Annotated in this window: 27 protein-coding genes; 26 read left to right on the forward strand and 1 reads right to left on the reverse strand. The window is 65.5% G+C overall.

Annotated elements, in window-relative coordinates:
• Positions 1-8 precede the first annotated feature (8 nt).
• From rpsS to CE453_RS13535, 24 genes are all read left to right on the forward strand, one after another.
• Complete coding sequence (rpsS, locus tag CE453_RS13420) at positions 9-287, forward strand: 30S ribosomal protein S19 (protein ID WP_055730182.1); 279 nt, start codon at positions 9-11, stop codon at positions 285-287.
• Positions 288-290: 3 nt separating this feature from the next.
• Positions 291-677 carry a 50S ribosomal protein L22 gene (rplV, locus tag CE453_RS13425; protein WP_089175046.1) on the forward strand — a complete coding sequence of 129 codons (387 nt, stop codon included), beginning with the start codon at positions 291-293 and terminating at the stop codon, positions 675-677.
• 10 nt (positions 678-687) lie between these two features.
• Positions 688-1,419: a 30S ribosomal protein S3 gene (rpsC, locus tag CE453_RS13430; protein ID WP_089175047.1), complete on the forward strand. Its 732-nt coding sequence runs from the start codon at positions 688-690 to the stop codon at positions 1,417-1,419.
• A gap of 18 nt (positions 1,420-1,437) precedes the next feature.
• Positions 1,438-1,851 carry a 50S ribosomal protein L16 gene (rplP, locus tag CE453_RS13435; RefSeq protein ID WP_089175048.1) on the forward strand — a complete coding sequence of 138 codons (414 nt, stop codon included), beginning with the start codon at positions 1,438-1,440 and terminating at the stop codon, positions 1,849-1,851.
• An 11-nt stretch (positions 1,852-1,862) separates the two neighbouring features.
• A complete protein-coding gene (rpmC, locus tag CE453_RS13440; protein ID WP_089175049.1) occupies positions 1,863-2,075 on the forward strand; it encodes a 50S ribosomal protein L29 in 213 nt (70 codons plus the stop codon).
• A gap of 10 nt (positions 2,076-2,085) precedes the next feature.
• On the forward strand, positions 2,086-2,328 hold the full coding sequence (gene rpsQ / locus CE453_RS13445; protein ID WP_089175050.1) for a 30S ribosomal protein S17: 243 nt from the start codon (positions 2,086-2,088) through the stop codon (positions 2,326-2,328).
• 206 nt (positions 2,329-2,534) lie between these two features.
• Positions 2,535-2,903, forward strand: coding sequence for a 50S ribosomal protein L14 (rplN, locus tag CE453_RS13450; RefSeq protein ID WP_089175051.1), 369 nt, complete (start codon positions 2,535-2,537; stop codon positions 2,901-2,903).
• A complete protein-coding gene (gene rplX, locus CE453_RS13455) occupies positions 2,903-3,220 on the forward strand; it encodes a 50S ribosomal protein L24 (protein ID WP_047582043.1) in 318 nt (105 codons plus the stop codon). Before rplN ends, rplX begins: the two co-directional genes overlap by 1 nt.
• Entirely contained in the window at positions 3,213-3,779 is a 567-nt protein-coding gene (gene rplE / locus CE453_RS13460) for a 50S ribosomal protein L5 (RefSeq protein ID WP_089175052.1), read from the forward strand. The genes rplX and rplE overlap by 8 nt, the downstream gene beginning before the upstream one ends.
• 35 nt (positions 3,780-3,814) lie before the next feature.
• Positions 3,815-4,120: a 30S ribosomal protein S14 gene (gene rpsN, locus CE453_RS13465; protein ID WP_089175053.1), complete on the forward strand. Its 306-nt coding sequence runs from the start codon at positions 3,815-3,817 to the stop codon at positions 4,118-4,120.
• 14 nt (positions 4,121-4,134) lie between these two features.
• The gene (gene rpsH, locus CE453_RS13470; protein ID WP_089175054.1) at positions 4,135-4,533 is read left to right on the forward strand and encodes a 30S ribosomal protein S8; all 399 of its coding nucleotides are present in this window, start codon (positions 4,135-4,137) and stop codon (positions 4,531-4,533) included.
• A 35-nt stretch (positions 4,534-4,568) separates the two neighbouring features.
• Entirely contained in the window at positions 4,569-5,102 is a 534-nt protein-coding gene (gene rplF / locus CE453_RS13475; RefSeq protein ID WP_089175055.1) for a 50S ribosomal protein L6, read from the forward strand.
• A gap of 11 nt (positions 5,103-5,113) precedes the next feature.
• Positions 5,114-5,476: a 50S ribosomal protein L18 gene (gene rplR / locus CE453_RS13480; RefSeq protein WP_089175056.1), complete on the forward strand. Its 363-nt coding sequence runs from the start codon at positions 5,114-5,116 to the stop codon at positions 5,474-5,476.
• A 244-nt stretch (positions 5,477-5,720) separates the two neighbouring features.
• On the forward strand, positions 5,721-6,284 hold the full coding sequence (gene rpsE / locus CE453_RS13485) for a 30S ribosomal protein S5 (protein WP_089175057.1): 564 nt from the start codon (positions 5,721-5,723) through the stop codon (positions 6,282-6,284).
• Between the two features lie 10 nt (positions 6,285-6,294).
• Positions 6,295-6,489, forward strand: a complete 195-nt coding sequence (rpmD, locus tag CE453_RS13490; RefSeq protein ID WP_089177880.1) for a 50S ribosomal protein L30 — start codon at positions 6,295-6,297, stop codon at positions 6,487-6,489.
• A gap of 13 nt (positions 6,490-6,502) precedes the next feature.
• On the forward strand, positions 6,503-6,979 hold the full coding sequence (gene rplO / locus CE453_RS13495) for a 50S ribosomal protein L15 (protein ID WP_089175058.1): 477 nt from the start codon (positions 6,503-6,505) through the stop codon (positions 6,977-6,979).
• Positions 6,980-7,132: 153 nt separating this feature from the next.
• On the forward strand, positions 7,133-8,473 hold the full coding sequence (gene secY, locus CE453_RS13500) for a preprotein translocase subunit SecY (protein ID WP_089175059.1): 1,341 nt from the start codon (positions 7,133-7,135) through the stop codon (positions 8,471-8,473).
• Between the two features lies 1 nt (position 8,474).
• Positions 8,475-9,068, forward strand: coding sequence for an adenylate kinase (locus tag CE453_RS13505; protein ID WP_089175060.1), 594 nt, complete (start codon positions 8,475-8,477; stop codon positions 9,066-9,068).
• A 229-nt stretch (positions 9,069-9,297) separates the two neighbouring features.
• Complete coding sequence (locus CE453_RS13510) at positions 9,298-10,497, forward strand: ABC transporter substrate-binding protein (protein WP_089175061.1); 1,200 nt, start codon at positions 9,298-9,300, stop codon at positions 10,495-10,497.
• 272 nt (positions 10,498-10,769) lie between these two features.
• The gene (gene rpsM, locus CE453_RS13515) at positions 10,770-11,138 is read left to right on the forward strand and encodes a 30S ribosomal protein S13 (RefSeq protein ID WP_089175062.1); all 369 of its coding nucleotides are present in this window, start codon (positions 10,770-10,772) and stop codon (positions 11,136-11,138) included.
• 119 nt (positions 11,139-11,257) lie between these two features.
• Entirely contained in the window at positions 11,258-11,647 is a 390-nt protein-coding gene (gene rpsK / locus CE453_RS13520; RefSeq protein WP_038365430.1) for a 30S ribosomal protein S11, read from the forward strand.
• A gap of 91 nt (positions 11,648-11,738) precedes the next feature.
• Complete coding sequence (locus CE453_RS13525) at positions 11,739-12,755, forward strand: DNA-directed RNA polymerase subunit alpha (protein ID WP_089175063.1); 1,017 nt, start codon at positions 11,739-11,741, stop codon at positions 12,753-12,755.
• Positions 12,756-12,867: 112 nt separating this feature from the next.
• Complete coding sequence (gene rplQ / locus CE453_RS13530) at positions 12,868-13,284, forward strand: 50S ribosomal protein L17 (protein ID WP_089175064.1); 417 nt, start codon at positions 12,868-12,870, stop codon at positions 13,282-13,284.
• Between the two features lie 169 nt (positions 13,285-13,453).
• Positions 13,454-14,719: a Glu/Leu/Phe/Val family dehydrogenase gene (locus CE453_RS13535; RefSeq protein ID WP_089175065.1), complete on the forward strand. Its 1,266-nt coding sequence runs from the start codon at positions 13,454-13,456 to the stop codon at positions 14,717-14,719.
• 67 nt (positions 14,720-14,786) lie between these two features.
• Here the strand turns inward: CE453_RS13535 and CE453_RS13540 are convergent, their stop codons facing one another.
• Positions 14,787-15,206, reverse strand: coding sequence for a BLUF domain-containing protein (locus tag CE453_RS13540; protein WP_157733031.1), 420 nt, complete (start codon positions 15,204-15,206; stop codon positions 14,787-14,789).
• 141 nt (positions 15,207-15,347) lie between these two features.
• On the opposite strand from CE453_RS13540, the gene CE453_RS13545 reads away from it, so the two are divergent.
• Both CE453_RS13545 and CE453_RS13550 read left to right on the forward strand, forming a co-directional pair.
• The gene (locus CE453_RS13545; RefSeq protein WP_472840989.1) at positions 15,348-16,784 is read left to right on the forward strand and encodes a DegQ family serine endoprotease; all 1,437 of its coding nucleotides are present in this window, start codon (positions 15,348-15,350) and stop codon (positions 16,782-16,784) included.
• Positions 16,781-18,088 (forward strand): replication-associated recombination protein A, encoded by a 1,308-nt coding sequence (locus CE453_RS13550; protein ID WP_089175067.1) that lies wholly within the window; start codon positions 16,781-16,783, stop codon positions 18,086-18,088. The genes CE453_RS13545 and CE453_RS13550 overlap by 4 nt, the downstream gene beginning before the upstream one ends.
• Positions 18,089-18,169 lie beyond the last annotated feature (81 nt).

The raw sequence follows: 18,169 nt of genomic DNA on the forward strand, positions 1-18,169 counted from the left end.
GGTCCGTCATGGCGCGTTCGCTTTGGAAAGGTCCGTTCGTCGACGGATACCTCCTGAAGAAGGCCGAGGTCGCCAGGACCTCGGGCCGTAATGAAGTCATCAAGATCTGGAGCCGTCGCTCCACGATCCTGCCGCAGTTCGTCGGTCTGACGTTCGGCGTTTACAACGGCCAGAAGCATGTGCCGGTGTCCGTGTCCGAGGAGATGGTGGGTCACAAGTTCGGCGAGTTCTCGCCGACCCGCACCTTCCACGGCCACGCTGCCGACAAGAAGGCGAAGAGGAAGTAAGCCATGGGTAAAGCATCCGCCCCCCGTGCGCTGCCTGAGAACGAAGCGGTTGCGGTCGCCCGCAACCTGCGCGTCTCGCCGCAGAAGCTGAACCTCGTCGCTCAGCTGATCCGTGGCAAGAAGGTCGCGACGGCGCTCGCCGATCTCGAGTTCTCCCGCAAGCGCATCGCGACCGACGTTCGCAAGTGCCTGCAGAGCGCGATCGCCAACGCCGAGAACAACCATGATCTCGACGTCGACGATCTCGTCGTCGCGCAGGCCTTCGTCGGCAAGGCGCTGGTCATGAAGCGTTTCCACGCCCGCGCCCGCGGCCGTGGCGCCCGTATCATGAAGCCGTTCTCGAACATCACGATCGTGGTGCGCGAGCAGGCTGCTGCCGCGCAGGCCTGAGGAGAGAACGATGGGTCAGAAAATCAATCCGATCGGCCTGCGCCTCGGCATCAACCGTACCTGGGACTCGCGTTGGTTCGCCAACAAGGGCGAGTACGGCAAGCTGCTGCATGAGGACATGGCGATCCGCGCCGCCCTGATGAAGCTGCTGAAGCAGGCTGCCGTCTCGAAGATCATCATCGAGCGTCCGCACAAGAAGTGCCGCGTCACCATCTACTCGGCTCGCCCGGGCGTGGTGATTGGCAAGAAGGGTGCCGACATCGAGAAGCTCCGCAAGGAGGTCACCAAGCTCACCAAGGCCGACGTGACGATCAACATCGTCGAGGTGCGCAAGCCCGAGATCGACGCGACGCTCGTCGCCGACTCGATCGCCCAGCAGCTCGAGCGCCGCGTCGCCTTCCGTCGCGCCATGAAGCGCGCCGTGCAGTCGGCGATGCGTCTCGGCGCCGAGGGCATCCGCATCAACTGCTCGGGCCGCCTCGGTGGCGCCGAGATCGCCCGCCTCGAGTGGTATCGCGAGGGCCGTGTGCCGCTGCACACGCTGCGCGCCGACGTCGATTACGGCACGGCGACCGCCTTCACGACCTACGGGACGTGCGGCATCAAGGTCTGGATCTTCAAGGGCGAGATCCTGGAACACGACCCGATGGCCCAGGACAAGCGCCTCTCCGACGAGGGCGGCCGTTCCGGCGGCCGTGACCGTGATCACCGCGATCGCGATCGTCGCGAGCAGGCTGCGTAAGGCTGATCGAGAAGAGCCATGCTGCAACCAAAACGCACCAAGTTCCGCAAGCAGTTCAAGGGACGCATCCACGGCGTCGCCAAGGGCGGCACGGACCTCAACTTCGGCCAGTTCGGCCTGAAGGCCCAGGAGCCCGAGCGTGTCACCGCCCGGCAGATCGAAGCCGCCCGCCGCGCCATCACCCGCGCGATGAAGCGTGTCGGCCGCGTCTGGATCCGCGTGTTCCCCGACGTGCCGGTTTCGAAGAAGCCGACCGAAGTCCGCATGGGTAAGGGCAAGGGTTCGCCCGAGTTCTGGGCGGCCAAGGTCAAGCCGGGCCGGATCATGTTCGAGCTCGACGGCGTGTCCGAGGAGATCGCCCGCGAGGCGCTCCGTCTCGGCGCCGCCAAGCTGCCGATCAAGACCCGCTTTATCCAGCGCATCGCCGAGTAAGGGAGGGCGAGATGAAGAGCACCAAGCGTCAGTCCGACCTCACCGCGATGAGCACGGACCAGCTCCAGGACGAGCTGCTCAAGCTGAAGAAGGAGCAGTTCAACCTGCGCTTCCAGAAGGCGACGGGCCAGCTCGAGAACACCGCGCGCGTCAACGAGGTGCGCAAGGACATCGCCCGCATCAAGACGCTGCAGCGGTCGAAGACCGTTGCCGCGAGCGCGTGAGGAGAGAAAAATGCCTAAGCGCGTACTGCAGGGCGTCGTCGTCAGCGACAAGCAGAACAAAACTGTTGTGGTGAAGGTCGAGCGGCGTTATACGCACCCGCTCCTCAAGAAAACGGTTCGCCGTACGAAGAACTATCACGCCCATAACGAGGCGGGGACGTTCAAGGTCGGCGACACGGTGTGGATCGAGGAGTCCAAGCCGATTTCCAAGCTGAAAAGCTGGGTTGTCCTCGACGACGCTCCCAAGGCGTAAGTCGGGAACGGCTTCGCCCGGCCCCGAATCAGGGGCAGGGCGGGGCAGGGAAGAAGCCGGGCATGTTCTCCGCAAAGGTGGAAACCACTTTTGCGGATCGTGTTTTGTTTGAGGCCAGGGGGCGATCGACCCCCGTCAGTCGTAGTCCCGGCCAGCGCTGAGGCCGCCCGGGAAACCGCCTGATACTATTTGGAAGGATCAAGGCCATGATCCAGGTGCAGACGAATCTCGACGTCGCCGACAACTCCGGCGCCCGTCGTGTGATGTGCATCAAGGTTCTCGGCGGGTCGAAGCGCAAGTACGCCGGTGTCGGCGACATCATCGTCGTTTCGATCAAGGAAGCTATCCCGCGCGGCCGCGTGAAGAAGGGCGACGTCATGAAGGCGGTCGTCGTGCGCACCGCCAAGGACGTCAAGCGCCCCGACGGTTCGGTGATCCGCTTCGACCGCAATGCGGCCGTGCTGATCAACAACCAGAAGGAGCCGGTCGGCACCCGTATCTTCGGACCGGTTCCGCGCGAGCTGCGCGCCAAGAACCACATGAAGATCATCTCGCTGGCGCCGGAGGTGCTGTGATGGCTGCGAAGATCAAGAAGGGCGACAAGGTCGTCGTGCTCGCCGGCCGCGACAAGGGCAAGGCGGGTGAGGTTCTCCAGGTCCTGCCGAAGGACGGCCGTGCCGTCGTTCGTGGCGTCAACCTGGTGAAGCGCCACACCAAGCAGTCCCCGCAGTCCGAGGGCGGCATCATCAGCAAGGAAGCGACGATCGACCTGTCGAACATCGCCATCGCCGATCCGAAGGACGGCAAGGCGACCCGCGTCGGTTTCAAGGTGCTCGATGACGGCCGCAAGGTTCGTTTCGCCAAGCGTTCGGGGGATCTGATCGATGGCTGAGGCTCAGCAGGCGGCTCTCTCGCCGCGCATGAAGAAGCATTACGAGGACGTCGTTCGTCCCGCGATGATCAAGGAATTCGGCTACAAGAACGCCATGGAAGTGCCGACGATCGAGAAGATCGTCATCAACATGGGCGTTGGCGAGGCGACGGCCGACCGCAAGAAGGTCGACAACGCCGCGGGCGATCTCGCCCTCATCGCCGGCCAGAAGCCGGTCATCACCAAGTCCCGCCTGGCTATCGCCGGCTTCAAGCTGCGCGAGAACATGCCGGTGGGCTGCAAGGTCACGCTGCGCAAGACGCGGATGTACGAGTTCGTCGACCGGCTCGTCACCATCGCGCTTCCGCGGGTGCGCGACTTCCGGGGCCTGAACCCGAAGTCGTTCGACGGGCGCGGCAATTTCGCGCTCGGGATCAAGGAGCACATCGTGTTCCCCGAGATCAACTACGACAAGGTCGACCAGGTCCTGGGCATGGACGTGATCGTCTGCACGACTGCGAAGTCGGACGACGAGGCACGCGCCCTGCTCAAGCACTTCAACTTCCCGTTCCGGCAGTGAACTGACCGTTCAAACGCGGAAACCAGGAGAGATCGATGGCTAAGAAAAGCTCCGTCGAGAACAACGAGCGTCGCAGGAAGCTGGTGAAGAAGTTCGCCGGCCGCCGGGCTCGCCTTCTCGCGATCGCCAATGACGAAAGCCAGCCGATGGACGAGCGCTTCCTCGCTCGCCTGAAGCTCGCCGAACTGCCGCGCAACTCGGCCAAGAACCGCATCCGCAATCGTTGCGAGGTGACGGGCCGTCCGCGTGCGTTCTATCGCAAGCTGAAGATGTCGCGTGTCGCGCTGCGTGAACTCGGCAACAAGGGGCTGGTTCCCGGCCTCGTGAAGTCGAGCTGGTAAGGAGGACAGGAACAATGGCAGTCATTGATCCGCTCGGCGATCTGCTGACCCGCATCCGCAATGCGCAGATGCGCCGCAAGTCCCGCGTGTCCACCCCCGGCTCGAAGCTGCGCGCCCGCGTGCTCGACGTGCTCCAGACCGAGGGCTACATCCGCGGCTACTCGACGACCGAGTTCGGCAACGGCCGGACCGAGTTCGACATCGAGCTGAAGTATCACGAGGGACAGCCGGTCATCCGGTCGATCTCCCGTGTCTCGAAGCCCGGCCGGCGCGTGTATTCGTCGGTCGAGACCATGCCGCGCGTGGCCGACGGCCTCGGCGTGACGATCGTCTCGACCCCGAAGGGCGTGATGGCCGATCATGTGGCCCGCGAGCAGAACGTGGGCGGCGAAGTGCTCTGCCGGGTCTTCTGACCCGTCAGGCGCCGCTCATCTTCAGGAGAAATCCAATGTCTCGTATCGGTAAGAAGCCGGTTTCGGTTCCCGCAGGCGTCACCGCCTCGGTCACCGGCCAGCTCGTCAAGGTCAAGGGCTCGAAGGGCGAGCTCTCCTTCGAGGTGCCCGAGGACGTCTCGGTCGCCATGGAGAACGGCGCGATCGCGGTGCAGCCGCGTTCGCAGTCGAAGCGCGCCCGCGCGCTCTGGGGCACCTCGCGCGCCCGCATCAACAACCTCGTGATCGGCACCACCGCCGGCTTCGAGAAGCGCCTCGAAATCAACGGCGTCGGCTATCGCGCCGCCGTTGCCGGAAAGACGCTGAAGCTGTCGCTCGGCTACAGTCACGACATCGACTACGACATCCCGGCCGGTATCTCGATCACGACGCCGAAGCCGACGGAGATCGTCGTCGCCGGCATCGACAAGCAGGTCGTCGGCCAGATTGCGGCCGAGATCCGCGAGTACCGCGGCCCCGAGCCCTACAAGGGCAAGGGCGTCAAGTACGCCGGCGAGTTCATCTTCCGCAAGGAAGGCAAGAAGAAGTAAGGACGCCAGCGATGAGCAAGCAGAACGATGCGACTGCGCGCCGCAAGGCCCGCGTCCGCCGCGCGATCAAGGCGGTTGCCAATGGTCGTCCGCGCCTCTCGGTGCACCGCACCGGCAAGCAGATCTACGCCCAGGTCATCGACGACGTGAAGGGAGTCACCCTCGCTTCCGCCTCGACGCTGGACAAGGACCTGCGCAAGGACATCAAGTCCGGCGCGAATGTCGAGTCCGCCGCCCAGATCGGCAAGATCGTCGCCGAGCGCGCGGTCAAGGCCGGCGTGACGGAAGTGGTCTTCGATCGCGGCCCCTATATGTACCACGGCCGCGTCAAGGCGCTGGCCGATGCGGCCCGCGAGGGCGGCCTCAGCTTCTGAGGTTATCGGGTTTCGCCCGGCCGGCGTTCGCGCGCCGGCCGGGCGGTACTCGTTTTTCGATCATGGCGCGTCCGAACGGACGCAGTCGCGATGATCGATTGGTGCTTGGAGCATCGGAGTCTTCCGAAAGGTGGCATCCACTTTTCGGTCCGATGCTCAGCTTCCCCGCGCAATGAGGCACGGGGTCAGGCTCGAGCGAGCGGCGAGGCTTTGCCTTCGTCCGCGCAAGTAAGAGGACAGACACATGGCTAGAGAGCCGCGTGAGCGTCGGGATAGCGAAGAGCGCGATTCCGAATTCGTGGACAAGCTCGTCCACATCAACCGCGTCGCCAAGGTGGTGAAGGGTGGTCGTCGCTTCGGCTTCGCCGCGCTCGTCGTCGTCGGCGACCAGAAGGGCCGCGTCGGCTTCGGCCACGGCAAGGCCCGTGAAGTTCCCGAGGCGATCCGCAAGGCGACCGAAGCCGCCAAGCGTGGCCTCGTCCGCATCCCGCTGCGCGAGGGCCGCACCCTCCATCACGACGTCCAGGGCCGTCACGGCGCCGGCAAGGTCGTGCTGCGCGCGGCTCCGGCCGGTACCGGCATCATCGCCGGCGGTCCGATGCGCGCCGTCTTCGAGGCGGTCGGCATGCAGGACGTCGTGTCGAAGTCGCTCGGTTCCTCCAACCCGTACAACCTCGTGCGCGCCACCTTTGACGCGCTGAAGAACGAGGACAGCCCGCGCTCGGTCGCGGCTCGTCGCTCGCTCAAGGTTTCGGCCCTGCAGACCCGTCGCCGCGACGCCGGCGCGGATGCGGCCGCGGAAGCGTGAGGAGGGTTCGATGGCAAAGGCTGAGAAGACCCTGACCGTCGAGCAGATCGGCTCCCCGATCCGCCGCGACTCCACCCAGCGCCAGACCCTGATCGGTCTCGGCCTGAACAAGATCCGCCGCCGCTCGACCCTCCAGGACACCCCCGCGGTGCGTGGCATGGTCGAGAAGGTCAAGCACCTCGTGCGCGTCGTCGACGCGAAGTGAGGAGGGCGACACCATGAAACTCAACGAGATTCGTGACAACGAAGGCGCGGCCAAGTCGCGCATCCGCGTCGGCCGCGGCATCGGCTCCGGCAAGGGCAAGACCGGCGGGCGTGGCGTCAAGGGCCAGAAGGCTCGCGCCGGCGTGGCGGTCAAGGGCTTCGAAGGCGGCCAGATGCCGCTCTATCGTCGCCTGCCGAAGCGTGGCTTCGTCAACCTGTTCGGCAAGGATCTGAACGAGGTGAACCTCGGCCGGATCCAGCAGGCCGTCGAGGCCGGCAAGCTCGACGCCAAGGGCGCCGTGACCGTCGAGGCGCTCGTCGCCGCCGGCGTCATCACTCGCCAGGCGAAGGACGGCGTCAAGATCCTCGGCCAGGGCGAGCTCAAGACGAAGCTCGCCTTCGAGGTCGCCGGTGCGTCCAAGTCGGCCGTTGCCGCGATCGAGAAGGCCGGCGGTTCGGTCAAGATCCTGGCCGCCGCTTCACAGGCGTGATCCGAACGCCTACATGACGTTTGCGAACGGCGGCCGGGCCATGCGCCTTGGCCGCCGTTCGACTGTTTGACGCACAGTACGCCCCTGAAATTCGCACCGCGACTTCAGCCGACGGCGTGCTTCAATATCGACTGAGATCCGGGGATCCGACGCATGGCATCGGCGGCTGAACAGCTAGCGGCAAACCTCAACTTCGGGGCGCTCGCCAAGGCGGACGAACTCAAGAAGCGCATCTGGTTCACGCTGGGCGCGCTGATCGTCTACCGGCTGGGCACCTATATCCCGCTGCCGGGCATCAATCCGGATGCGGTGGCCGATCTGTTCCGGCAGCAGAGCCAGTCCGGCGTGCTCGGCCTGTTCAACATGTTCTCGGGCGGCGCCGTCGGCCGGCTCGCGATCTTCGCACTGGCGATCATGCCGTACATCTCGGCCTCGATCATCATCCAGCTTCTTTCCAGCGTCGTGCCGACCTTCGAGACGCTGAAGAAGGAAGGGGAGCAGGGCCGCAAGATCCTCAACCAGTACACGCGCTACCTCACGCTGGTGCTCGCCGTCTTCCAGGCCTACGCGATCGGCGTGGGTCTCCAGGGTTCGGGTAACCTCGTGCTGGAGCCGGGTCCTTTCTTCCTGCTCTCGACCACGATCACGCTGGTCGGCGGCACGATGTTCCTGCTCTGGCTCGGTGAGCAGATCACCAGCCGCGGCATCGGCAACGGCACCTCGATGATCATCTTCGCGGGCATCATCGCCGAGTTCCCGGCCCAGCTCGCCCAGACCCTCGAGCTCGGCCGGCAGGGTGCGATCTCGACCGGGCTGCTGCTCGGAATACTAGTGATGGCGATCTGCGTCATCGCCTTCTGCGTGTTCATGGAGCGCGCCCAGCGGCGGCTGCTGATCAACTATCCGAAGCGCCAGGTCGGTAACCGCATGTATGAGGGCCAGACCTCGTTCCTGCCGCTGAAGCTCAATACCTCGGGCGTCATTCCGCCGATCTTCGCCTCCTCGCTCCTGCTGCTGCCGACGACCATTGCCAGCTTCTCGCAGGCGCAGGGTGGCACGGGCTTCCTGTCGACGATCGCGACCTATCTCGCCCATGGCCGGCCGCTGTTCATGTTCCTCTATGCGGCGCTGATCATCTTCTTCTGCTTCTTCTACACCGCGATCGTGTTCAATCCGGTGGAGACGGCGGACAACCTCAAGAAGCATGGCGGCTTCATGCCGGGTATCCGGCCGGGCGAGCGCACCGCCGAGCATATCGATCGCATCCTGACCCGCATCACCGTTCTCGGCGCAGGTTATTTGACGATCGTCTGCCTTATCCCCGAGTTCATGATCACCTATGCTCAGATCCCGATCATTTTGCTGGGCGGCACCTCGCTGCTCATCGTGGTGACGACGACGATGGATACCGTGGCGCAGGTCCACGGGCATCTGCTGGCCCATCAGTACGAGGGGCTGGTGAAGAAGGCCAAGTTGCGAGGAGCGCGGAGATAAGATGCGGTTGATTTTCCTGGGGCCGCCGGGGGCGGGCAAGGGCACTCAGGCGGCGCGCATCGTCGCGAAGCACGGCATTCCGCAACTCTCGACCGGCGACATGCTGCGTGCCGCCGTCGCCGCCGGAACGCCGGTCGGGCAGAAGGCCAAGGCCGTGATGGATGCCGGCGGGCTCGTCTCGGACGAGATCGTCATCGGCATCGTCGCCGACCGCATCGAAGAGGCGGATGCCAAGAAGGGCTTCATCCTCGACGGCTTCCCGCGCACGCTGGCGCAGGCCGAGGCGCTCGACGAGATGCTGGCCGGCAAGGGGCTCAAGCTTGATGCCGTGCTCGAGCTCAAGGTCGACCAGTCGAAGCTCGTGGACCGTATCGTTCGCCGCGCCGAGGAGGCGAGGGCAGCCGGACAGCCGGTGCGCAAGGACGACGATCCGGAGGTCTTCAAGACCCGGCTCGAGGCCTATAACCGCGATACCGCCGTGGTCGCGCCTTATTACGACAAGCGTGGCCAGCTTACGCCGATCGACGGCATGCAGCCGATCGATGACGTCTCGGAAGCGATTGCCAGGGCGCTTTCGGTCGCCGCACAAGGCTGAGTACCCCGCGATCCCATGCATCAAGACCCGGACAGGCCTTGCCTGTCCGGGTTTTTCTTTGCCGTGCGTTTTTGCGCGCTTGCCTTTGCCGTTTCTCGGCCCGCCCGTGCGTTGACAGGCCGGCCCCTGCCGGATGTGCTGTGTGCAGGCCGTGCCAAGCGGCGTGAAGCATCCGTCGACCGGAAGGCGAGACGGCTTTCCGGTCCGGTGCAGGACAGGGAGCAGGCGCATGACGAGATGGGGTGCATGGCTGGTCGCGGGCACGCTGGCGCTGATGCCGGCGGCGGCGCGGGCGCAAGATGCGGTCAAGATCGGGATCCTCAACGATCAGTCCGGCAATTATGCCGAGTTCGGCGGGCTGGGCTCGGTCGAGGCGGCAAAGATGGCGATCGAGGATTTCGGCGGGTCCGTGCTCGGCAAACCGATCGAGATCATCGCCGCCGATCATCAGAACAAGCCTGACATTGCGGCGGGGCTTGCCAGGCGCTGGTATGACGCGGACGGCGTCACCGCCATCGCCGACCTGACCAACTCCGCCGTCGCGTTGGCAGTGGCCGGCATCGCCAAGGAGCGCCAGAAGGTCGCGCTCTATAACGGGCCGGCGACGACGCGGTTGTTCAACGAGGATTGCGGGCCCACCGGCTTCATGTGGACCTTCGACACTACGACCTCGGCGAAGGGGACGGCTCTGTCGATCCTGCGCGAGGGCGGCGACAGCTGGTACATCATCGCGGCCGATTATGCCTTCGGCCACCAGCTCACGGCCGATATCGAGGCGATCATCGCGGCCAATGGCGGCAAGACCCTGGGTACGGTGCGGGCCCCGTTATCGACACCCGACTTCTCGTCTTTCCTGCTGCAGGCCCAGGCATCGAAGGCCAAGATCGTCGCTTTCGCCAATGCCGGCACCGACACGATCAACTCGATCAAGCAGGCGGGCGAGTTCGGCCTCGTCGATGGCGGCCAGAAGCTGGCGGCGATGGTCGTCGTGCTCAGCGACGTCCATGGCCTCGGCCTCGACAAGGCCAAGGGGCTGATCACAACCACGGCCTATTACCACGACGCGGACAAGGCCAGCCGCGCCTTCGCCGATCGCTACATGGCGCGGACCAAGAAGATGCCGGGCATGATCCAGGCCAGCGTCTATTCCTCCGTCCTGCATTATCTGAAGGCGGTGAAGGCGGCCGGCACCGCCGCCGGTCCCGCCGTCGCGGCGAAGATGCGGGAGATGCCGGTCGACGACTTCTATGCGCCCGGCGCGAAGATCCGCGAGGACGGCCGGCTGATGAACGACATGCTGCTGGTCGAGGTGAAGAAGCCTGCGGAATCGAAAGCCGCATGGGATTACTTCAAGGTCGTCCGCAAGATCCCGGCGGCGGAGATCATCCCGCCGCTTTCGGAGAGCAAGTGCAACCTCGTGAAGAAGTAGGGCGCATGAGGCTCGCCAAGGCCGGCCACGGGGGACCGGGCAGGCCTTGGCATGTTTCTTGGTTGCGCCGGGTTGACTCGGGACGAACAACCCGTTAACGAGCCGCCATCCGGTTCCATGGGAGCGATGCCGCTACCTTCGCGAGAAGGGGCGACGTCGCGTTATCGCGTGGAGCCGTTCAACGTCCTGCACGGGCCGGCCTCCACCGGACGCAGGATCATTTTCACCGCCGGGATGCCATCGGGCATGTCGGCCGACATGGAGAAGAGACCATGGCTCGTATTGCGGGCGTCAACATTCCCACCGGCAAGCGCGTCGTCATCGGCCTGCAGTATATCCACGGCATCGGCGCCGCCAAGGCCAAGGAAATCTGCGAGAAGGTCGGCATCGCCGACGAGCGCCGCGTCAACCAGCTGACCGACGCCGAAGTGCTGCAGATCCGCGAGACGATCGATCGCGACTACCTCGTCGAGGGCGATCTGCGCCGCGAAGTCACCATGAACATCAAGCGCCTGATGGACCTCGGCTGCTATCGCGGCCTGCGTCATCGCCGCTCGCTGCCGGTTCGTGGTCAGCGCACCCACACCAACGCCCGTACCCGCAAGGGCAAGGCGAAGCCGATCGCCGGCAAGAAGAAGTGAGTTTCGGCGGGCCGATGATCCGGCCCGCTGTCTATTCGCCGGCTGGCCCTTGACGGGGCAGCCGGTATCCCCAGCGCCTGGAATGACGGGCGCGCCTGAAGGATGGAAGAAAGAGAACCATGGCCAAGGAAGCCACCCGCGTCCGCCGTCGCGAACGCAAGAACATCGTCTCCGGCGTCGCGCATGTGAACGCCTCGTTCAACAACACCATGATCACCATCACCGACGCGCAGGGCAACACGATCTCTTGGTCCTCGGCCGGCACGATGGGCTTCAAGGGCTCGCGCAAGTCGACCCCCTACGCCGCCCAGGTCGCGGCTGAGGATGCTGCCCGCAAGGCTGCGGAGCATGGCATGCGCACCCTCGAGGTCGAGGTGACGGGTCCGGGTTCGGGCCGCGAGTCGGCGCTGCGCGCGCTGCAGGCTGCGGGCTTCACCGTGACCTCGATCCGCGACGTCACGCCGATCCCGCACAATGGCTGCCGCCCGCGCAAGCGTCGTCGCGTCTGACGCCTGAGCGTCGAAGAGGCGCCCGCAGGGGCGGGCGCCTGTCCGGGGCGGCTTTCGGCCGCCAGATGAATTCAGCACCAGGAGTGCGGTCGTGATCAGCAAGAACTGGCAGGATCTTTCCAAGCCGAACAAGCTCGAAGTCAAGGTCGGGGACGACCCGAAGCGCCTTGCCACCGTGGTGGCGCGCCCGCTGGAGCGCGGCTTCGGCATGACGCTCGGCAACGCGCTGCGTCGCGTGCTGCTCTCCTCGCTGCAGGGTGCGGCCGTCACCGCCGTGCAGATCGACGGCGTGTTGCACGAGTTCTCCTCGATCCCGGGCGTCCGTGAGGACGTCACCGACATCGTCCTCAACATCAAGGCGATCGCCATCAAGATGCAAGGCGAGGGACCGAAGCGCATGACCCTGCGCAAGTCGGGTCCGGGCGCCGTCACCGCCGGTGACATCAACACCATCGGCGACGTGTCAATCCTCAACCCTGACCTCGTGCTCTGCACGCTGGACGACGGGGCCGAGATCCGCATGGAGTTCACGGTCAACACCGGCAAGGGCTATGTCCCGGCCGAGCAGAACCGTCCCGAGGACGCGCCGATCGGCCTGATCCCGGTCGACAGCCTCTATTCGCCGGTCAAGAAGGTCTCCTACCGCGTCGAGAACACCCGCGAGGGCCAGAACCTCGACAAGGATTCGCTGACGCTGGCGATCGAGACCAACGGCTCGGTCAGCCCTGAGGACGCGCTGGCGCTCGCCGCCCGCATCCTGCAGGATCAGCTCGCCGTCTTCATCACCTTCGAGGAGCCGCGCAAGGAAGAGGCCGTCTCGGCCGCGCCGCAGCTGCCCTTCAACCCTGCGCTGCTCAAGAAGGTCGACGAGCTCGAGCTCTCGGTCCGCTCGGCCAACTGCCTCAAGAACGACAACATCGTCTATATCGGCGACCTCATCCAGAAGTCCGAGGGCGAGATGCTGCGCACCCCGAACTTCGGCCGCAAGTCGCTGAACGAGATCAAGGAAGTGCTCGCCACCATGGGCCTGCACCTGGGCATGGACGTTCAGGGTTGGCCGCCGGAGAACATCGAAGAGCTCGCTAAGCGCTTCGAAGAGCACTACTGAGAAAAGACGGCGCAGGCTTGGCCTGCGCCTTTTCGCCCGGCTCATGCGAGCCGGAGCATAACGAACGGCCGTACCGTGGCACGGCGGCCGTAAGCAACGAAGGAGCCAAACAATGCGTCACGGTTTCCGCGGTCGTCGTTTCAACCGCTCGGCCGAGCATCGCCAGGCGATGTTCGCCAACATGGCCCAGGCCCTGATCAAGCACGAGCAGATCACCACCACGCTGCCGAAGGCGAAGGACCTGCGTCCGGTCGTCGAGAAGCTCATCACGCTCGGCAAGCGCGGCGACCTGCATGCCCGCCGTCAGGCCATCGCCCAGATCAAGGACATCGAGCTGGTCGGCAAGCTCTTCGCGGTCCTCGGCCCGCGCTACAAGGAGCGCAACGGCGGCTACCTCCGCATCATGAAGGCGGGCTTCCGCTTCGGCGACAACGCTCCGATGGCGATCATCGAGTTCGTCGACCGCGACGTCGAGGCCAAGGGGAAGGATTCCGGCCCCGTGTTCACGGCGGAAGACGAAGCCGCCTGATCGGCGTTTCCATTCCTGTTTCGGAAAAGGCGGCCGCAAGGCCGCCTTTTTTCCGTTCTGGGACCCTATCCGGTTTTCGCAGGTGCGATACGCCCTTCCTTCGCTTGTGCATCGGCTGCCTGGAATTTAAGCGGGTGCCTGTATTTTAGCCTCTAGGACGGATCGCATCATGGCGGATGACAACCTTCTCGATCACGCGCTCGTACGGCTCGACGCCGCTGCGAAACATCTCAACGTCGATCCGGATGTCATCGAGAAGCTGAAATTCGCCCGCGAGACGACGAAGGTCCGGCTGATGATCCGGATGGATGATGGCTCGCGCAAATCCTTCCTGGCCTGGCGCTGCCGCTACGACGACACGCGTGGACCGACCAAGGGCGGCATCCGTTTCCATCCGTCCTCGACCGCCGATGAGGTCGAGACGCTGGCCTTCTGGATGACCTTCAAATGCGCCGTGATGAACCTGCCCTATGGCGGCGGCAAGGGGGCCGTGCAGGTCGACCCTCGTCAGCTCTCGAAGGCGGAGCTCGAGCGGCTGTCGCGCGCCTATATCCAGGCCTTCGCCCGAACCATCGGTCCCGATCGCGACATTCCCGCGCCTGATGTCTACACCAACGCGATGATCATGGGCTGGATGGCCGACGAATATGCCCAGATCGTGGGCGAGGCCGTACCGGCCGTGATCACCGGCAAGCCGATCGCCCTCGGCGGGTCGCTCGGCCGCAACGATGCGACGGCGCGCGGCGGCTATTACCTGGTCAGGCATCTGCGAGGCGATCTCGGTCTCGGCGACAGGATGCGCGTGGCGATCCAGGGCTTCGGCAATGCCGGACAGTTCATCGCCAGGCTACTGGCGGCAGATGGGCACAGCATCGTTGCCGTCTCCGACTCTGCCGGCGCCGTCGCCTGCGCCGACGGTCTCGAGCTGGCCCGGCTGATCGCGGCGAAGGAGAACGGGCAGTCGATCACGGTCACGGCGGGCGAGGGCGGTCATCGCCAGATCGGAGCCGATGACCTCGTCGGCGTCGATTGCGATCTGCTGGTGCCGGCGGCGCTGGAGAACATGATCCATGAAGGCAATGCCGACAGCGTCAAGGCGCGTGTCGTGCTGGAGTTGGCAAACGGGCCGGTCACGCCCGAGGCCGATGCGATTCTCGAGGCGCGCGGCATCACCGTGCTGCCCGATATCCTTGCCAATGCCGGCGGCGTCACCGTCTCCTATTTCGAGTGGGTGCAGAACCGGCAGGGCTTCTACTGGCTGCTGCCGGAGATCCATGAGCGGTTGCGTGACATCATGGAGCGCGAGGGGCGTGCGATCTGGACGGTGGCGCAGGAGAAGGGCATCGCGATGCGCACCGCCGCCTATGTCCATGCGCTCAGCCGCCTCGCCGAAGCCATCGAGGCGCATGGGACGCAGAGCTTCTTCACGACCTGAGCGCCCGGGGCAGCATCGAGACCGGAAAGGGTGGCCGGAATGGCCGCCCTTTTTCGTTTGCGAAAGCTTAGGCGGGTTGCTGGGCCAGCTCGCGGGCGAGATCGACGAGAACGTCGAGCGGCTGAGCCGGCAGATCCTGTTCGGGGGTGATGCCGTAGAGCCCGAAGATGAAGTTCGTCGTCTCGTTGCGCTCGGCGACACCCATCGCCCAGCCGGCGAAGCTGCGCTCCACGATCGATTCCTGGGCGAGAAGGCGAAGGGCCGTGTGGCGCGGGTCGATCACGATCCTGCCATAGGTTTCGGCGACGCCCGCTTCGGGTCCTTCGAGCACCTGGGCGAAGGCGCCGTCCGTGGCCAGCAGGAAACCGGTGATCCCATTCTGTTCGTTGAGCCGGCGTGCGCTCGCCAGGATCCTGTCGAGCTCTTCGCGGCGGTTGGCGTCGACCAGCCGGCTTTTGCTGGCGTATACAAGCCGAATCAGGCTCATCCTGCTTTTCCTATCCGGCTCGTGGTGCGTTTCCGGCTGGGATATCATGCTGCGGGAACCGCAGCGCTTCGCGCGGGTATAGCGGTTGATGCGCGGGCAACGGAAGCCCGCGCCCGTTTCGTATGTTGAACGAGGATGAGCATGACCAACCGCTTCGCAAGCAACCGCAAGATCGTCGTGGCCGGGGCGCTCGCCTGCGCCTTGATGACGGGGGTAGCGCCGGGACCGGTTTTCGCGCAGGCGCGGCAGGTGCCCGAGACGCGCGAACAGGTCACGCTCTCCTTCGCGCCGCTGGTGAAGCGCACGGCACCCTCCGTGGTCAATGTTTACGGGGCGCGGGTGGAGAAGCGGCCGCAGAACCCGTTCATGGACGATCCCTTCTTCCGCCGCTTCTTCGGCGATGGCGGCTTCGGCGTGCCGCGCGAGCGGGTGCAGCGCTCGCTGGGCTCGGGCGTCATCGTCGACGCCCAGGCGGGGCTGGTAGTCACCAACAATCACGTCATCGAGAACATGAGCGAGGTCAAGGTCGCCTTCGCCGACAAGCGTGAGGTCGAGGCCAAGATCCTGCTGCGCGATCCGCGCACCGACCTCGCCGTGCTCAAGGTCTCGGATGCCAAGAACCTCGCCGCGATCGACCTCGCCGATACGGACGAGCTTCAGGTCGGCGACATCGTGCTCGCCATGGGCAATCCCTTCGGTGTCGGCCAGACGGTGACGCAGGGCATCGTTTCGGCGCTGGCACGTACGCAGATCGGCGTCGGCGACGCCCAGTCCTTCATCCAGACCGATGCGGCGATCAATCCGGGCAACTCCGGCGGCCCGCTGATCGACATGAAAGGGCGTGTCGTCGGGATCAACACGGCGATCTATTCGCGCTCCGGCGGTAGCGTCGGCATCGGCTTCGCGATTCCCTCCGCGATGGTCCGGCTCATCGTCGACAGCGCCAAGGCCGGCGCCACCACGGTGAAACGGCCCTGGTTCGGCGCGCGGCTGCAGGCGCTGACGGCCGATGTCGCCGACGGGCTCGGCCTCGACCGGCCGGCCGGCTCGGTCGTCGCCAGCGTCGTCGAGAAGGGGCCGGCGGAACTGGCCGGCCTGCGCCGTTCCGACGTGATCCTCTCCGTGGACGGCGTCGCCGTCGACGATCCGGAGGCCTTCGGCTATCGCTTCGCGACACGGCCGATCGGCGGCACCACGATGCTGACGGTCCTGCGCAGCGGCAACCGCATCTCGATCCCGGTCAAGCTGATTGCCGCTCCGGAAAGCCGCCCGCGCGACGCGGTGAAGCTCACCAGCCGCTCGCCGCTGGCCGGGCTGACGGTGACCAATCTCTCGCCGGCCGTGGCGGAGGAACTCTCGATGGAGACCGCCAATGAAGGCGTGGTGGTCAGCGATGTCGAGGAGGGCAGCAGCGCCGCCAATGTCGGCTTCCAGAAGGGCGACATCATCATGGCGCTCAACGGCGAACGGATGGCGACTTCGCGCGATGTCGAAAACATCCTCAAGGATCGCCGCCGTGCCTGGGAGGTGACGATCTCGCGCAAGGGGCAGACGATCACCTCGGTCTTCCCGGGGTGAGCGACCTCTTTTCCGCCTCGGGCCTCGACAAGGCGGGGCCGCGCCCGCTCGCGGACCGGCTGCGGCCGACGACGCTTGCCGAGGTGGCGGGGCAGGAGCATCTGACAGGGCCGGATGGGGCGCTGACGCGGCTCGTCGCCTCCGGCACGCTCGGCAGCCTGATCTTCTGGGGACCGCCCGGCACCGGCAAGACCACCGTGGCGCGGCTGCTCGCCGGGCTTGTCGATCTCGGCTTCGAGCAGATCAGCGCGATCTTCTCCGGCGTCGCCGACCTGAAGCGGGTGTTCGAGGCGGCGCGGGGACGGCGGCTCGGCGGCAAGGGCACGCTGCTCTTCGTCGACGAGATCCATCGCTTCAACCGTGCCCAGCTCGACGCCTTCCTGCCGGTGATGGAAGACGGGACGATCACGTTGATCGGCGCCACCACCGAGAATCCGTCCTTCGCGCTCAATGCCGCGTTGCTGTCGCGTGCCCGCGTCCTGACCTTCAAGTCACTCGACGAGGGCTCGCTGCTCTTCCTGCTGGGCCGGGCCGAGGTTCTGGAGGGCAGGGAGCTGCCCCTGACGGCGGAGGCGCGCCTCGCGCTCGCCCGTTTTGCCGATGGCGACGGGCGCGCCGTGCTCACATTGGCCGAGGAAATCTGGCGGGCGGCAAAGCCAGGCGAGATCCTCGACGAACAGGGGCTGTCGGAGGTGATCCAGCGCCGCGCGCCGATCTACGACAAGGCGCAGGACGGCCATTACAACCTGATTTCCGCCCTGCATAAGACGATCCGCGGCTCGGATCCGGATGCGGCGCTCTATTACTTCGCGCGCATGCTCGATGCCGGCGAGGATCCGCGCTTCCTGGCGCGGCGACTGGTCAGGATGGCGGTGGAGGATATCGGGCTCGCCGATCCGCAGGCCCTGATCCATGCGCGGGCGGCGGCCGAAACCTATGAGCAGCTCGGCACGCCGGAAGGAGAGCTCGCGCTTGCCAACTGCGTGATCTACCTCGCGACCGCGCCAAAATCGAATGCGGCCTACACAGCCTACAAGGCGGCGGCGCGGGTCGCGAAGGAGCGTGGCTCCCTGACGCCGCCCAAGACGATCCTCAACGCGCCGACCAAGCTGATGCGCGAGGAAGGCTATGGCGCCGACTACGCCTATGACCACGACCAGCCGGACGCGTTCTCGGGGCAGAACTATTGGCCCGACGCGCTCGGCCGCCAGCACTTCTACGATCCGCCGGAGCGGGGCTTCGAGCGCGAGATCCGCAAACGGCTGGAATACTGGGAAAAGCTGAGACAGGAGCGCGGCCGCTAGCAGCGGCCGGCTTGTATTTCGCCGCAGCCTGATCCCAGATGCGCACATCTCGACCGCTTCGGCGGATGTCGTCTCACGGGT

Source organism: Bosea sp. AS-1 (assembly GCF_002220095.1).
Lineage (GTDB): Bacteria > Pseudomonadota > Alphaproteobacteria > Rhizobiales > Beijerinckiaceae > Allobosea.

Bases quoted from the DNA above. Each gene is read 5' to 3' on its own strand.
- rpsS (WP_055730182.1), top strand. From the start codon at position 9: ATGGCGCGTTCGCTTTGGAAAGGTCCGTTCGTCGACGGATACCTCCTG.
- rplV (WP_089175046.1), top strand. From the start codon at position 291: ATGGGTAAAGCATCCGCCCCCCGTGCGCTGCCTGAGAACGAAGCGGTT.
- rpsC (WP_089175047.1), top strand. From the start codon at position 688: ATGGGTCAGAAAATCAATCCGATCGGCCTGCGCCTCGGCATCAACCGT.
- rplP (WP_089175048.1), top strand. From the start codon at position 1,438: ATGCTGCAACCAAAACGCACCAAGTTCCGCAAGCAGTTCAAGGGACGC.
- rpmC (WP_089175049.1), top strand. From the start codon at position 1,863: ATGAAGAGCACCAAGCGTCAGTCCGACCTCACCGCGATGAGCACGGAC.
- rpsQ (WP_089175050.1), top strand. From the start codon at position 2,086: ATGCCTAAGCGCGTACTGCAGGGCGTCGTCGTCAGCGACAAGCAGAAC.
- rplN (WP_089175051.1), top strand. From the start codon at position 2,535: ATGATCCAGGTGCAGACGAATCTCGACGTCGCCGACAACTCCGGCGCC.
- rplX (WP_047582043.1), top strand. From the start codon at position 2,903: ATGGCTGCGAAGATCAAGAAGGGCGACAAGGTCGTCGTGCTCGCCGGC.
- rplE (WP_089175052.1), top strand. From the start codon at position 3,213: ATGGCTGAGGCTCAGCAGGCGGCTCTCTCGCCGCGCATGAAGAAGCAT.
- rpsN (WP_089175053.1), top strand. From the start codon at position 3,815: ATGGCTAAGAAAAGCTCCGTCGAGAACAACGAGCGTCGCAGGAAGCTG.
- rpsH (WP_089175054.1), top strand. From the start codon at position 4,135: ATGGCAGTCATTGATCCGCTCGGCGATCTGCTGACCCGCATCCGCAAT.
- rplF (WP_089175055.1), top strand. From the start codon at position 4,569: ATGTCTCGTATCGGTAAGAAGCCGGTTTCGGTTCCCGCAGGCGTCACC.
- rplR (WP_089175056.1), top strand. From the start codon at position 5,114: ATGAGCAAGCAGAACGATGCGACTGCGCGCCGCAAGGCCCGCGTCCGC.
- rpsE (WP_089175057.1), top strand. From the start codon at position 5,721: ATGGCTAGAGAGCCGCGTGAGCGTCGGGATAGCGAAGAGCGCGATTCC.
- rpmD (WP_089177880.1), top strand. From the start codon at position 6,295: ATGGCAAAGGCTGAGAAGACCCTGACCGTCGAGCAGATCGGCTCCCCG.
- rplO (WP_089175058.1), top strand. From the start codon at position 6,503: ATGAAACTCAACGAGATTCGTGACAACGAAGGCGCGGCCAAGTCGCGC.
- secY (WP_089175059.1), top strand. From the start codon at position 7,133: ATGGCATCGGCGGCTGAACAGCTAGCGGCAAACCTCAACTTCGGGGCG.
- CE453_RS13505 (WP_089175060.1), top strand. From the start codon at position 8,475: ATGCGGTTGATTTTCCTGGGGCCGCCGGGGGCGGGCAAGGGCACTCAG.
- CE453_RS13510 (WP_089175061.1), top strand. From the start codon at position 9,298: ATGACGAGATGGGGTGCATGGCTGGTCGCGGGCACGCTGGCGCTGATG.
- rpsM (WP_089175062.1), top strand. From the start codon at position 10,770: ATGGCTCGTATTGCGGGCGTCAACATTCCCACCGGCAAGCGCGTCGTC.
- rpsK (WP_038365430.1), top strand. From the start codon at position 11,258: ATGGCCAAGGAAGCCACCCGCGTCCGCCGTCGCGAACGCAAGAACATC.
- rplQ (WP_089175064.1), top strand. From the start codon at position 12,868: ATGCGTCACGGTTTCCGCGGTCGTCGTTTCAACCGCTCGGCCGAGCAT.
- CE453_RS13535 (WP_089175065.1), top strand. From the start codon at position 13,454: ATGGCGGATGACAACCTTCTCGATCACGCGCTCGTACGGCTCGACGCC.
- CE453_RS13540 (WP_157733031.1), bottom strand. From the start codon at position 15,206: ATGAGCCTGATTCGGCTTGTATACGCCAGCAAAAGCCGGCTGGTCGAC.
- CE453_RS13545 (WP_472840989.1), top strand. From the start codon at position 15,348: ATGACCAACCGCTTCGCAAGCAACCGCAAGATCGTCGTGGCCGGGGCG.